Annotated in this window: 9 protein-coding genes; 6 read left to right on the plus strand and 3 right to left on the minus strand. The window is 42.6% G+C overall.

The annotated features are described in order from the left end of the window. The gene (locus ACFSJE_RS00270) at positions 1-594 is read left to right on the plus strand and encodes a gluconate 2-dehydrogenase subunit 3 family protein (protein ID WP_379828919.1); all 594 of its coding nucleotides are present in this window, start codon (positions 1-3) and stop codon (positions 592-594) included. 89 nt (positions 595-683) lie between these two features. Next, a complete protein-coding gene (nudK, locus tag ACFSJE_RS00275) occupies positions 684-1271 on the plus strand; it encodes a GDP-mannose pyrophosphatase NudK (protein ID WP_379828920.1) in 588 nt (195 codons plus the stop codon). On the opposite strand, the gene ACFSJE_RS00280 is transcribed toward nudK, so the two are convergent. Together ACFSJE_RS00280 and ACFSJE_RS00285 are read right to left on the minus strand one after the other, a co-directional pair. Beyond that, the gene (locus ACFSJE_RS00280) at positions 1265-2560 is read right to left on the minus strand and encodes a D-alanyl-D-alanine carboxypeptidase (protein WP_379828922.1); all 1296 of its coding nucleotides are present in this window, start codon (positions 2558-2560) and stop codon (positions 1265-1267) included. The two genes, nudK and ACFSJE_RS00280, sit on opposite strands and share 7 nt — an antisense overlap. A 334-nt stretch (positions 2561-2894) precedes the next feature. Then, on the minus strand, positions 2895-3836 hold the full coding sequence (locus tag ACFSJE_RS00285) for a LysR substrate-binding domain-containing protein (protein ID WP_379828924.1): 942 nt from the start codon (positions 3834-3836) through the stop codon (positions 2895-2897). Positions 3837-3963: 127 nt separating this feature from the next. Between ACFSJE_RS00285 and ACFSJE_RS00290 the strand changes: the two genes are divergently transcribed. The 4 genes from ACFSJE_RS00290 to ACFSJE_RS00305 all read left to right on the plus strand — a co-directional run bounded on the left by ACFSJE_RS00290 (position 3964) and on the right by ACFSJE_RS00305 (position 11236). Then, on the plus strand, positions 3964-5817 hold the full coding sequence (locus tag ACFSJE_RS00290; protein WP_379828926.1) for a sigma 54-interacting transcriptional regulator: 1854 nt from the start codon (positions 3964-3966) through the stop codon (positions 5815-5817). Between the two features lie 179 nt (positions 5818-5996). Beyond that, positions 5997-6548 carry an OsmC family protein gene (locus tag ACFSJE_RS00295; RefSeq protein WP_379828927.1) on the plus strand — a complete coding sequence of 184 codons (552 nt, stop codon included), beginning with the start codon at positions 5997-5999 and terminating at the stop codon, positions 6546-6548. Positions 6549-6628: 80 nt separating this feature from the next. Next, on the plus strand, positions 6629-10051 hold the full coding sequence (locus ACFSJE_RS00300) for a 4Fe-4S binding protein (protein WP_379828929.1): 3423 nt from the start codon (positions 6629-6631) through the stop codon (positions 10049-10051). Between the two features lie 45 nt (positions 10052-10096). Then, positions 10097-11236, plus strand: coding sequence for an acyltransferase family protein (locus tag ACFSJE_RS00305; RefSeq protein WP_379828931.1), 1140 nt, complete (start codon positions 10097-10099; stop codon positions 11234-11236). Positions 11237-11367: 131 nt separating this feature from the next. Here the strand turns inward: ACFSJE_RS00305 and ACFSJE_RS00310 are convergent, their stop codons facing one another. Continuing rightward, positions 11368-14769, minus strand: a complete 3402-nt coding sequence (locus tag ACFSJE_RS00310) for a tetratricopeptide repeat protein (RefSeq protein ID WP_379828933.1) — start codon at positions 14767-14769, stop codon at positions 11368-11370. Between the last annotated feature and the right edge of the window lie 123 nt (positions 14770-14892).

The raw sequence follows: 14892 nt of genomic DNA on the forward strand, positions 1-14892 counted from the left end.
ATGGATAGGAGAAAAGCGTTACAAAAAACAGGACTATTTGCTGGAGCAACCCTAATGATGCCGACGATGTTATCCATTTTGCAATCCTGCAAAGAGGAGAAGCGGTTGGATTGGCAACCTGAATTTTTCACAGAGGATGAAGCAAAAACAGTTTCACTATTGGTTGATATGATTCTGCCACGTACCGATACGCCCGGAGGACTTGATGTGAAGTCGGACATTTTTATGGACAAGGTCATTGCCCAGACGTACGATGCCGAAGGTCAGGAAAACATGCGTTCCGAAATTACGGCATTCAATGCCAATTGCAAGGAAAAGTACGGCGCAGCTTTTATCGACTTGAAAGAATCGGATAGAATTGCTGTTCTGAAGGAAGCGGAAGCAAATTCAGGCAAATTTAACCCCGGAGTTTGGGGAACCGCAGTGGGGGAATCAGAGCCCATTGGATTTTACAGAGGATTGAAATCCATGGCCATTTGGGCTTATTTCACTTCAGAGGAAATGGGAAAAAATGTACTGAGCTATGACCCCATACCAGGCAGTTATGAGCCCTGCAAACCCGTTTCGGAAGTTGGAAATAAGTGGAGTCTTTAGGTTTCATTAATCAAATTGGGCTAAAAAATTAGACCATGTTTCTATTGCAGAATAAAGGAGCATGGTTTTTTTGATTAAAAAATACACTAGTGGAAAATCATCATATCAAAAACATTAAAAAGGAATTGCTTTCCGACAACTGGTACACCCTCAACAAGTTTTCATTTGAGTATTTGCGTCCTGATGGCACTTGGGAAACCCAGCATCGGGAGGCGTATGATCGCGGAAACGGAGCCGCTATTCTACTCTACAATGAAGAAAAAGGGACGGTAATATTAACTCGTCAATTTCGAATGCCCACCTATGTCAATGGGAACGAAGATGGTATGATGGTGGAGGTCTGTGCTGGAATTTTGGAGAAGGGCAATGCCGAGCAGACGATTAAAATGGAGGTGGAGGAAGAGACCGGCTATCAAATTGATGAGGTTAAAAAGGTATTTGAATCCTATATGTCACCTGGTTCTGTAACCGAAATCCTTTACTTTTTTATCGGCAAGTATGAAGACAACATGAAAGTAGGTGAAGGTGGCGGTGCTGAGGATGAAACTGAAAATATTGAAGTATTGGAGTTGAAGTTTCAAGAAGCCTTAAAAATGATGCAAACTGGAGAAATTCGGGATGCAAAAACCATAATGTTGCTACAATATGCCCAAATCAATAAATTACTGGGTCAATAACGATCGTGTAGCGCTTTCAGCGTTGTATAAATAGTATTTCTAATCTCAGCGGTGGGCACTTTAAAATGGTTGTTCATAAAGCTAAAAATGAGCCATTTTCCTGATTTGGTCTTGAGATAACCGCACAGATTGTAGTTATTTCCCAAAGAACCGGACTTTGCAAAAATGAAGGGCTCAATCGATGGGTCCTTCCATTTTTTTACCGTACCAGATGCATCCCACATGGGCATAAGGGCAAACAAACGTTCCTCTGGAATCTCATCATAGATTTTTTGAAGGATTTGCACAAAGGATTTTGGGGTGAACAGGTTGTAGCGGGATAAACCAGAACCATCAACCCAGCGAGGAGGTTGTTCCAAATCGCTTAAATGGTTTTCCAGCATGTACGCTATCGTTTTTTGGGTGCTTAAGGTGTCTGACAGGGTGGAGGAAGCGACCATCAATAGCTGCTCTGCCAAAAAATTGTCGCTTTCAAAAAGCATGTCCTTAAAGATGGAATCCGTTTCCATGCCATAAAGTGTCTTCTTTTCAACGGAAGGGAAATGCTCCGCTAGTTCCACGGATGTTCCAAGAATGTTTTCCAAAAGTTTTTGTGTTAGCGCGTCACTTGTGATATAGGGAACCTCCAAAGTATCTATCTTTTCGGGGGAGCTGTAAAATTGATTTACCAATTCGTCTCTTTTGAGGGTGGTGTCCTTCACTTCAACTACGGCGGCAAAATAATTGGGTATCACGCTAAGCTCCTCACCTTGGTTAATGGTCACGACATTGCCGTATAGCGGAATTGTACTTTTTTCCGGAGAGAAGTAGCTGTCGTAATCTTCCCAAGCCCAACCTGGTCCAAAACGGGATTCTTCGGAGTTTTCAGTGTAAAGTGCGATGGTTCCCTGTTCTTTTAGCCATTGAATGGCGGTACTGTCGGCCAATCTTGGATGAAGCCAAGAAGGGTCCCCTGTTCCTTCTATAAATAAGGTCTCATTTTGGGAAGCATATTTCAATGTTGGAATGGTATGGGGAAGTAGCTTTGTGCCCGAATAAAATGTGGCAATTTTGGTATTGCTTGCTGGGGTGAAATATCGATTACCATTATAATCAACCACAATTTTTTGTGTTTTTGCATCGACAACAACCAATCCATGAAACGAATTTTCCAAAGAACTGTCTTCAAGTTGGTTCTTTAAAGCCTTTTGTACCGAAGAACATCCGGAAAAAAAGAAAAGGCCTATTATGAATATGATTGTCAGGGAGTTAAATTTTTGAGAATAATAGGGGTGCATAGGGTGGTTCATCGAATTTAACACGAAATTATCCAATTTTTAACTGAGCCACGGTTCAACCAAATAGGTTTTTTGCTAATTTAGAGGACAACCAGTTATCCAATTTAATCAAATTTCTATGCCCAGAGCAATGTTAGATTACACCAAGACCATCCTACAAAAGGTAAGTTTTGATGCTAGACTCTTCTCTAGAGAATTGAAAAAAGCTATTTCCCTGTTATTACCCAGTGAAATTGAAGAACTAAAAATCTGGTTACAATTTTATATTGTAGATAAGCCAGAGTTACAACCTACATTAGTATTATTGAAAGTTTAACCAAAATATAGAGCCGCGAAAGCGGCTCTCTTAATTTTTGGACAACGGGCTAATAATCTTCACATCTTGAAAGGCTATGGCTCCGCGAACAATGCTGGAAATTACTTCCCGTAATGCATCTGTGATTTGTATTTTCAGTTCACTCTTGTGATAAATCAAGCTTATTTCCCGAGCAGGGGAGGGGCTTTTGAAAGGTTTTAAGTTGTGCTTTTTATTGGAATCAAGTTGCAACGTATTCAAATAGGGGAGTAACGTCATACCCATTCCTTCATCTGCCAAACTCACCAAGGTCTCAAAACTACCGCTCTCGATTTTAAACTGTTCCCCCTGAATGTTCTTGCTGGATTTGCAAAGGTTGATAACACCATCCCTAAAGCAATGTCCATCCTGTAAAAGCAAAATGTCGTTGACATCCAAATGCTCAGTGGTTAATAATTCCTCTTTGGACAATCTATGATTTTGGGGCACATACCCCACAAAAGGTTCATAATATAAAGGACGTTCCTTTATAAACTCAATCTCCAATGGTGTTGCAGCAATGGCTGCATCCAAATGACCATCCAAAAGATTCCGAATCAAGGCATCCGTAGGTTGTTCCTTAATGATCAGATTCACTTTGGGGTATTTTTTAATGAAAGTGTTCAAGAACATAGGCAACAACGTGGGCATTACCGTTGGAATGATGCCCAAGGTATAGTCCCCGCCGATAAATCCTTTGTCTTGATCAACGATATCCTTGATACGTTCCGCCTCAGCCACAATATTTTTGGCCTGGTCTACTATCTTTTTGCCCACTTCGGTGATGGTGATGGGCTTTTTGCCGCGATCAAATATTAAAACACCAAGCTCATCCTCCAATTTCTGCACCTGCATACTCAAGGTTGGCTGGGTCACATAGCTCTTTTCGGCGGCCAGCGTAAAGTTCTTATATTCCGCAACAGCCAGAACATACTGTAGTTGGGTAATGGTCATGCACTATAAATTTGAACCATAAAAGTATAAAAACCTATCAGTTTTTCTTATAGAAAAACAACCTAGATGCACTGACTATTCCATTTATCTTTATATTTATTTGATTCAGAACCCTTGAGCACAAGCAATGACCTCAACCGAACGTAATGCATTGTTGGATTTTCTAGCGGAAGTTCCTTTTTTTTCCGAAGTAGAAAGAGCCTCACTGTCGGAGTTGTATGAAAACGCCGAACTGGAACAATTCATCAAGAACAACCGCATTATCGAAAAGGGTGACATCGGCGATGCAATGTATGTTATTGTAGAGGGACAGGTAAAAGTGCATGATAAAGACCATTCCTACGGTATTTTGTCCAAAGGAGATTGCTTTGGAGAATATGCGCTTATTGATGCGGAACCAAGGTCGGTCTCCGTGACCGCTTTGGAAGATACCAATGTACTGAAGATTACCACCGCCCATTTTTCCCAGTTAATGGATTCCGACAAAGGCTTTGTAAAAGGAGTGATGTCGGTATTGATCAAAAGACATCGGGAACTTGATATCATTCAAGAGCAATTGGCCTCCTCAAAAAAGGAAGTGGAGATGGCCAACTCTAAAATGACAGGACTTATTGATGGGGCTATGGACGCCATTGTTATGTTCGATGGGAATTTCAGAATCCTTTTGGCCAACGATTCGGCAAAATCCATTATGGAAAACGATGAGGTACTACAACGAAACATCCTCTTCTTTTTGGATGATGAGGGAGCCGATATGCTGGAGGATTTGGTAAAATCCAAGCAATCCAGTCGAAAACAAAACAAGAATACCTACTTGCCCAAAATTGTAAAAGTCTTTGGTTCCGATGGAAAGGAAACGCTGCACGAAGGTACCCTCAGTTGTTATGGGGATGAAACAGAAGTCTTTTATACCCTTATCCTCAGAAACATTGATGACCGGTTGACTGCTGAACATAAAATTAGTTCGTTGGAAACCCAAACGGAATATCTCCAAGAAGAAATCAAGGAATTGACCAATGACCATGGCATCATTGCCCAACACAAATCCATGAAAAAGGTGTTGGACCTAATTGCACAAGTCGCCCAGACCGAAGCTACTGTTTTAATACACGGAGAAACGGGTACCGGTAAGGAATTGGTAGCACGAGCCATCCATACCGCCAGCAATCGTAGTGAAGGTCCTTTGATTCGTATTAACTGCGGGGCCATTCCAGCCAATTTAATCGAGAGTGAACTCTTCGGGCACGAAAAAGGAGCCTTTACGGGAGCCACTGAGAGTAGAAAAGGTCGATTTTTATTAGCTGACAAAGGAACCATCTTTTTGGATGAGATAGGGGAGCTGCCTTTAGATCTTCAACCCAAATTGTTGCGGGTCATTCAAGAAGGAGAGTTTGACCCTGTGGGAAGTTCTATTACTAAAAAGGTGGATGTACGCATAATTGCGGCTTCGCACCGAGACTTATTGCAATTCTCCAAGGAAGGGAAATTCAGGGAAGACCTTTATTATAGATTGAATGTATTCCCGATAGAAATCCCAGCCCTTCGAGACAGGGGCAATGATGTTTCCTTGATTGCGGATGCCATGGTGGAACATTTTTCCACCAAACTCAATCGTAAAATAAAAAAGCTGAGCCAGGATCAGAAAAAGCTTTTTCAGGAATATGCCTGGCCCGGAAACGTGCGTGAACTCCAAAATTTGGTGGAGCGAGCCGTCATTGTTTCACAAAATGGGGAGATAGATTGGTCATTCATCATTCCAAATTCCAATTCCAGAGCAGCGCAAGGACAAACCGCTATTGAACCAGACCATATCCTAACGTCTCAAGAAATTATCCAATTGGAAAAAGAGAATATCCTAAAAGCCTTGAAGCAGACCCGCTGGAAAATTTCAGGAGAAAAAGGCGCAGCCGCTCTTCTTGGCATGCCACCTACTACATTGACCTCTAAAATTAAGGCATTGGGACTAGTCCGTCCGGTGTAATTTCACGAAATATCGTAATTTTTATAACGAAATCTCGTAAATAAGCGAAATTTCGTCACGAATTACATTTCATAAAATCATTGTAAATAATTGAAATACAAATAGTTATGTTTTTTGGCACGCCAAATGCATCTACTATGGCAAATGTAAATCAATTAATCTTTAAAAATCTAAAAACAATGATTACAACAGCAAACATTAAAAACGGAGTAAACGTAGATCAGTTGGTAGAAACTATCAACCACGTACAACAAGACCCTTCTTTGGCAAAGTTCGAGTTCAGGGCAAAAAACAACTGGATTGACGGGGGTCACTGTGTCACAAGCATCCAAGATTTCTACGGTGTAGGTCAAGAGCACCCAGTTAGAAAAGACAACTTTACTATGGAAGCTGACCACGTTGAGGTTCTTTTGGGCCAAGACCAAGCACCAAACCCTGCAGAGATTGTTTTGCATGCCCTTGGTTCTTGTTTGACTGGAGCTATGGCGTACCATGCTGCTGCAAATGGTATCGAAATTGAAGGAATGGAATCCAGATTGAATGGTGATGTTGACCTTCACGGATTCTTGGGTCTTGACCCAGAAGTTCGCAAAGGTTTCAATGGCATCACTGTAAAATTCAAAGTGAAGTCCGATGCTTCTGAAGAGCAGTTGAGAGCTTTGTCACAATTCTCTCCTGTCTTCGACATTATTACCAATCCAACTCCTGTTACCATCGAGTTCGAAAAGTAAGAAACCTGAAATAAGCCGCTCCAAAAATTGGGGCGGCTTATTCCTTTTCAACCACAACCAATTATTACACACTTCCACCCATGAAAACTCAACAACATATCATTACCAATGCAAATCAGGCCGTTGCGCACATTGCGTATCGCATCAATGATGTGTTTCCTATCTATCCCATTACACCCTCTTCGGAAATGTCCGAATTGGTAGAGGAGTGGAGTGCCCATAATCAAAAAAATATTTTTGGCAATGTTCCTTCTGCATTTGAAATGCAGAGTGAGGCAGGAGTGGCCGGTGCCATGCATGGAGCCCTTCAGACCGGATCATTGACCAGTACTTTTACAGCATCACAGGGATTGTTACTGATGATGCCCAATATGTATAAAATAGCCGCGGAACTGAGCCCGAATGTCATTCATGTGGCCACCCGTTCCATAGCCACCCACGCCCTTTCCGTTTTTGGGGACCATAGCGATGTTATGGCTGTACGTAGTACAGGATATGCCATGCTGGCCTCCGCTTCGGTGCAAGAGGCCATGGATTTCGCGTTGATTTCCCAAGCGGTTTCATTGGAATCGCGAATCCCTTTTGTGCACTTCTTCGATGGATTTAGAACCTCGCACGAAGTGTCCAAGATTGAAAATGTAACTGATGCCACCATCAGTCGCATGCTAAATGCTGATTTGGTCGCAGCACACCGAAATAGAGCTTTAAATCCAAATGCACCAGTGCTACGAGGAACTTCGCAAGCCGCTGATGTCTTCTTTCAAAGTAGGGAAGCGGTGAACAGCTTTTATCAAGCGTGTCCTGACATCGTTCAACAAAAAATGGACGATTTTGCCAAACTCACTGGGCGTAGCTATAAGATTTTTGAATACGTAGGTCATCCCGAAGTCGAGCAAGTCATCATCGCCATGGCATCCGCGACGGAGACCATTGAAGAAACCATTCACCATTTGAATGCCCTAGGCAAAAAAGTAGGGCTTTTAAAGGTTCGATTATATCGACCATTTAGTGCGGAGCATTTTATCAATAGCCTCCCAAAAACTTGCAAGGCCATTGCCGTTTTAGACCGCACCAAAGAACCCGGTTCTTCAGGAGAGCCTTTGTTTTTGGATGTAGTACAAACTGTGGCACAAAGTGGTAGATTTTCGAAGCTTCCTAAAATGGTTGGAGGACGTTATGGATTGAGTTCCAAAGAATTTACCCCGGGAATGGGAAAATCCATTCTGGACAACTTGAAACAATCAAAACTTCAGCACAATTTTACGGTTGGTATTACTGATGATGTGACTCAATTAAGCCTTCCAGAATGCCAATTGGAATTGCAAAAAAAAGGAACCCAGGCGCTTTTTTATGAAATTAAAGGAGACGAAACTGCTGCGCATTTCAATACAATATTAAAATTGATTGGGGAGGAAGATAGCTTTGTGCAGGGCTACCAAGAGTGCGACTATAAAAAGTCCAATTCCCGAAGTGTGACCAACCTTCGTATTGCCAATAAAAGCATTAAGGCACCTTATGTTATTTCTGATGCCGATTTTATTGGCTGTACTGAGGTCGATTTTTTGGAAAAGGACACTGTTTTGCAGCGGGTTAAGCAAGGCGGGAGCCTAATGGTTTTATCCGAAGAAAGTCCAACTCAATTTTGGAATAATCTTTCTTTGGAAACCCAAAAATTGATTCAGGAAAAAGGAGTTTCTCTTTACGTAGTAAACGAGCATAAACTACCACTCCTTGATGCGGCTATTTCTCCATTGCATGCTTGCTTTTTGGCATTGCACCCTGAATTAGCGGAAAATTCCATGTTTGAGGCGTTTGAAAACCAGCTACAAAAAGTAGATACCACAACCACCACAGCACAGAAAGAAGGCGTTTTGTTGGCCGACAAGGATTTCTCCATGACACTTTTAGGTCAGTTGTTGGCCGGGAAAGGAAATGAAGTACCCGTAAGCGCCATGCCCGTAGATGGGACCTATCCCACGAATACATCACAATACAATAAAAGAATACTAGCTGAGGAAACTCCGGAATGGTTACCTGATTTGTGCACACAATGTGGCGCTTGTAGTATGGCTTGCCCGTCTGGAGCGTTGCGCATGAAAGTTTATGATGACAAAACCCTTTTGGAAGCGCCATCGACTTGGAAGGCCATAGAAATTGATACCATTCTGGCGGATGTGGATTTACTCAACTACACCATTCAAGTGAATCCAGACCAGTGCACTTCGTGCAATGCCTGTGTGGATGCTTGCCCGGCAAAAGCCTTGGTGATGGGTAAAACCAAAATCGAAAAGGAGCGTAAAAACTGGGACTACTTCACCAATATTCCAGAAGTGGACCGTAATAGAATTGATAACACCAAGGTAAGTCAGCAACAATTGCAAGAACCCTTGTTCAAATATCCGATGAGTGAGGATGGCTGCGGAGAAGCTCCCTATTTAAAGTTGATGTCCCAATTGTTCGGAGATCGAGCACTGGTAGCCAATGCCACAGGAGCCAGTTCCATTTTTGGAGGAGCGCTACCCACAACGCCATGGTCTCAAAATCAAGAGGGGAGAGGTCCGGCTTGGTCCAACTCCCTTTTTGAGGACAATGCCGAATTTGGATTAGGCTTTCGTTTGTCTTTGGACCAACAGGAAGTTGAAGCCAAGCAATTGCTCCAAAAAATATCAGCCTTCATTGGTGACCGATTGATTCAGGATATTTTGAATGCGAAGCAAACCACTGAGCGTGAAATCAACCAACAAAGAAATCGCGTCGAGGCCTTAAAAGCATTATTGGTGAAAGTCAAAATGCCAGAGGCTCGGAAGTTGTCTAAAATTGCAGACAGTCTAGTCAAAAAAAGCGTATGGATCGTAGGGGGTGATGGTTGGGCCTATGATATTGGCTACGGCGGATTGGACCACGTGCTCGCGTCTGGCAAAAACGTCAATATTTTGGTGTTGGACAATGAGGTGTATTCCAATACAGGAAACCAAGCATCCAAGGCTACACCCTATGGTGCTGCTGCAAAATTTGCCGCTACCGGAAAACGCAAACAGAAAAAAGATTTAGGCGCTTTGGCCATGCATTATGAGGATGTGTATGTGGCTTCGGTGGCTATTGGCGCCGACCAAGAACAGACACTAAAAGCTTTTGTGGAAGCTGAGGCTCACGATGGACCTTCATTGATTATTGCCTATTGCCACAGTCCGGCGCATGGCATTGCTATGAAAACTCCCTCAAAATATCACAAACTGGCGGTGGCATCCGGGCAATGGTTATTGTATAGGCACGACCCAAAACTGATAAAAGAAGGCCGTTTGCCTTTACAATTGGACTCCAAAGCTCCAGAAATCCCAGTATTGGCTTATTTTGAAATGGAAGGGCGGTTTCAAAAAATGCTTGCAGAAGCGCAAATCCAAGATTACGACTGGGTAGCAGAAATTCAAAAAAAGATACACAATAGATATGCGGGTTATCACGCCATGGTAAACAAAAATCAAGAGGAATTGGTACTGGCATAACCCCAATTAAAAGCAAAGATAGACATCAACTTTTAAAATTTATTTATGATGAAAAATGCATATATCGGAACATTGACGCCCTTAAGGGGACTGGCAGCCATTTGGGTGGTCATCTTTCATTTTGATGAGGTCACTTCATTTGCGGGCTTGCCCTATTTACTATCGCGGGATACCAGTATGCTGCTGGGCAAAGGGTATCTTTGGGTCGACTTCTTCTTTATTTTAAGCGGTTTTGTGATTACCCATGTGTATGGCGATAAGTTTAAGGTATCCAGCTTTGACACCATAGTCTCATTTATCAAGGCTCGATTTGCAAGATTATATCCGCTGCACTTGTTGCAGCTTTTTATCCACCTCATTTTCTTTGGGTCATTGCTCGCGTTCGCGCCGAAAACTGCTTCGAACTTTGCCTTTGTTTATCCATCTGAAGGATTTTGGAGGCATCTCGTTTTTGCTGAACCCTTCGGAAATCCAACTGGATTGAGTTGGAACATGCCGGCATGGTCCATAGGAGCGGAATGGTGGACGTATCTGATTATGATACCCGTTTTCGTGTGGTTATTCAGAAAGCGAAAATTTACGCTTACGGTGCTGGCAATAGTGGGTATTATACTGTTGGTACTTATTCCAGGGTGGCATGAAAATGGAGACCTCAATACTACATGGGAATTTGGTCTTTTTAGATGTATCTCGGAATTCTCCATTGGTATATTAGTGTATCAAGCGTTTAGGTCGGAGATTGGGCTAAACTTCTTCAAAAAGGATGTGGTTGGGGTCGGATTTCTTGTTATGGCGGTGGCCTGTATGCATTTTGGGGTCCAAGATATCATTACGGTCGGATTTTTTGCGGCTGTTATATTGAGTTTAGCTCATAATGGAGGTATGCTACATAAATTGGCCTCATATCCTGCTGCACGTTTTTGTGGAGATATTTCCTTCTCACTTTACATGTTTCAAGCCCTTTGGTTGTTTGTTTATTGGATTGGGATGCAATATTGGGTATCGCTGCACCCAGGACAACATCCAGGCATCGTAGTTTTACTGTTATCAATGCTATTGATGTTGGTGCTTAATGGCATCAGTGCATGGCTGTCCTTTAGATATTTTGAACAACCAGCCAGGGAGTGGATAAAATCAATTTCATTTAAACGAATTAAATCCAGACTGTCGTTGGCAAGAAGATGATGCTGGGATGGTCTTCTACCATATTCTCTAATTTTTGGATTGAGTGGAAAGCTTGGGGTAGACCACAAACACATGGGTGTTTCCGTTTGCCCTGAGCCCTCAAAACTCTCGCCAAGGGTTTCAGTATGCACCTATTTTTCGTGCATCACCGTTCCTGATTTCCAATCTTCCGGAGGACCTAAGACAGCATATTTTCGGGCCATATCATGAAAATAATGCGCGACAGAATCGCCGGGATTTTTATACAGAACCCATTCGAAAGCGGTAGAAGCTTCGTTAAACTGACTATCAAAAAACAATTCGATGCCTTGATCATAATGGGTTTTGGTTTCCAGTTTCAAGGAAATACTTTCAATACTATCCCCATCAATACACTCGTAAATTTCCAGTGCTTTTTGCTTGCCCTTCACCCGAACTTTCCCCAAATACCTAAAATTGAATCCTGATGCGTCTTCCATCAATTCTAAACTAGCCCCACTAATAATGATGTTGGCGCCAAAGTGTTTGGTCATCCCTTCAACCCGGGCAGCACTGTTAACGGTATCGGCAATCACGGCGGGGTCGTTTCTTTTTGAATCCCCAATAATCCCCATGATCAATGGACCGGTATGCAACCCAATGCCAACAGACAGGGGTTTGTATCCCTTTTCTTCAACCCTCCTTTTGTTGTAGAGCGTAAGGGTACGTTGCATTTCAATGGCAGCATCCAGTGAATTTTCTGGAGTTTTTGGGAAGAGGGCCATAATGCCATCACCCATATATTGATTCACGAAACCTTCATTTTCTTTGATGATGGGTCCCATTCGACCCACGTAGGCATTGACGAACTTAAAGTTTTGCTCAGGAGTCATACCTTCCGCCAACGTGGTGTAATCTCGGATATCGGAAAATAGAACTGTTACATTTTTTTCGGTATAATCACCAAGCTTGATATCGGTAATGGATTCTTTTCCAACGGATTTCACAAATTCTGAAGGAACGAATCGCGAAGTGGCCCGGTGGATGGTATTCAGGTTGAGATGGGTTTTAATCCGGCTCAAAAGTTCTCCTTTGGAGAAGGGTTTGGTGAGGTAATCATTGGCTCCAGCGTTAAACCCGGTCACCAAATCATTCACGGTATTTTTGGCTGTCAACAGAATAATGGGCAAATCACTTGTGGAATACTGCTCCCTGATTTTTTCGCAAACTTCGTAACCTGACATCCCCGGCATCATAATGTCCAGCAAAATCATGCTGAAATCTGAATCTTCCCCTATGAGTTTTAGGGCTTCCTTTCCATTATTGGCTTCGACAATGTGGTATCCGGCCATGCTCAGGTGATTTTCCAGCACTCTTCGGTTTACCGGCTCATCATCCACAATAAGGATTTTGGGCGCTTCTTCTGAGAGTTGTGGTTTTTCTTTTGGGATAACTCGAACTGGGCCACTACTAATGGTTTGAACGGAAGCCAAGGGTTGTTGCACTTCCATCTTAAGCTCTTTTCGGGTTTTATTACTTAGTGGAAGTGTAAACGTGAAGATGGAGCCCTTGTTTTTTTCTGATGAAACTGAAATGGTTCCGCCATGAAGTTCCACCAGTTGTTTAGTCACTGAAAGACCGAGACCTGTTCCGCCATATTCCCGTTGTACCGAACCGTCTCCTTGCTCAAAGGAATTGAATATGTCACCCATTTTGTCCATAGGAATGCCGATGCCAGTATCGGAAATTGAGATAGCGAGCATATCTTCCTTGACCTCGGCAAAAAGGCTGATGTACCCTTTTTCCGTGAACTTAATGGCATTGCCCACCAGATTGTGCATAATCTGTTGCAATCGATTCTCATCAGCAACTACCAACGGCACATTCTTGGGAATGGAATTGATGAGCTTAAGATGCTTGTCTTTCAGCAACGGTTGGGAGAGTCGCAATACCACATTGGATATCGCAAAAACATCCACAGGAGCACTGGAGAGGACAAGGTCCCGATTTCTCAACTTGGAAAAATCTAGAATATCATTCACTAAATGTGAGAGCCGTTTTCCGCTGTTGGCAATCATTTCTAAGTTTTCGAGTGCTTCTTTCGGGAGTTTTCCGGCCACACCATCTTGTAAAGATTCGGTGAGCCCAACAATGCCTACCAGTGGTGTTCGAAGTTCATGGGAGGTATTGGCCAAAAACTCATCTTTGAGTCTGTCAATTTTTTCGAGCTCGGCAACACGCTGCTTTTCAAGCTCGGTACGTTTGCGTTCTTCCAAAACAGCCCTTTTCTTTTCCTCTTCAGCTTGTTTAGCGCGTTGCTCCTGTTTGTATCGATTGAAGGCAAACCAAAGGAAAACTAGGGCAGCCACAGCGAGGGCAATAATGATATTTCGAAGCGTCTTTTGCTGATTCAGTTTTAGGGTGTTGATTTCGGCATCTTTTTGGAGTGATGCAATGGCATCTTGCTTCTTCTCGGTATCGAAGCGGACTTGGAGTTCCTCAATCTGTTTGGACTTTTCTACATTGAAAAGACTGTCCTTTATGGTGATAAATTGGTTCTTGAAGGTAAGTGCTTTTTCAAAATCGCCTTTTCTTTCATAAATAGAGGAAAGGATGTGGTAATCTTCCTGCAGTTCTGCCCGTGCCCCAATATCCTTGGCTATGGCAATGGCAGAGTTGATATTTTCCTCCGCTTGGCCATAATTTCCCATTTCAAGGTATATGGCCCCTATTTGGGTATAGCTCATTGAAAGTTCCAGCCGTTGCCCCAATTTTTCCCGAAGCGCCAACGCTTTTTTGTGATACTCCAAAGCCTGTGGATATTGCTTTAGCTTTCCATAGACCTTTCCCAAAGCTTCATAATCAAAAGCAATGCCCCAGTCACTATTGGTTTCTTGATCTAGAGCCAGCGCATCGTTGAAATATTGGAGAGCAAGTTCATTATCATTTTGTAACATGTGCGCATCACCGATATTGAACAAACAATTGGCGATTTCAGTTTTATCACCCAAGTCCTGAAAGATTTCCAATGCTCTTTGGTAACGCTCCATGGCTTGGTCCATCTTCCCCGTCTTTTTTAAGATCTCACCCAGGGCATTTAATGTAGTGGCAATGCTGAAAGGATCATTATGGTCTTCATAGATTTTTAAGATGTCGTAGTAGATTTCCAAGCTCTCATCGTAATTCCCCAGATTATCCAAAATGATGGCCTTTTGATATAGTCCATTGGCCAGGGCGAAGGGCTCTTTTTTGGTTTGATCAAAGTTGAGGTACGCATCAATATAGGTCAAGGCCTCACCATAGTTCCCTTTTTGTCGTTCAAGCACTGCGTATTGGTAGTCCGCCATGGAAAATCCCCATGGAATATTCTTCTTTTTGCTTATGACAAGAAAACTATCAATATGCTTTTTGGCCAGTTCGTGATTGCTACGATTATTCAAATATTCCCAAGCAATATCCTTTAGGATACGGATTCGCAATGAGTCAGAAGTTACGGTTTGGTAGCGTTCTTGAAGACTATCAATACGCCCTATTTGACCTTGCAAAGTGTTGACAACAATGCATAGAAAGACCAATATGGAGGCTGCCCGTTTGATGGTTTTGGTTTTGGTTGATGTACAGTTATTTAAATGTAGTGCATTAAAGTGTTACCCACAAAAAATAAACCCGCCTGAGCGGGCTTGTTCAATGTGTTTCTG

It is taken from the genome of Flagellimonas iocasae, assembly GCF_042682725.1.
Classification (GTDB): Bacteria; Bacteroidota; Bacteroidia; order Flavobacteriales; family Flavobacteriaceae; genus Flagellimonas; species Flagellimonas iocasae.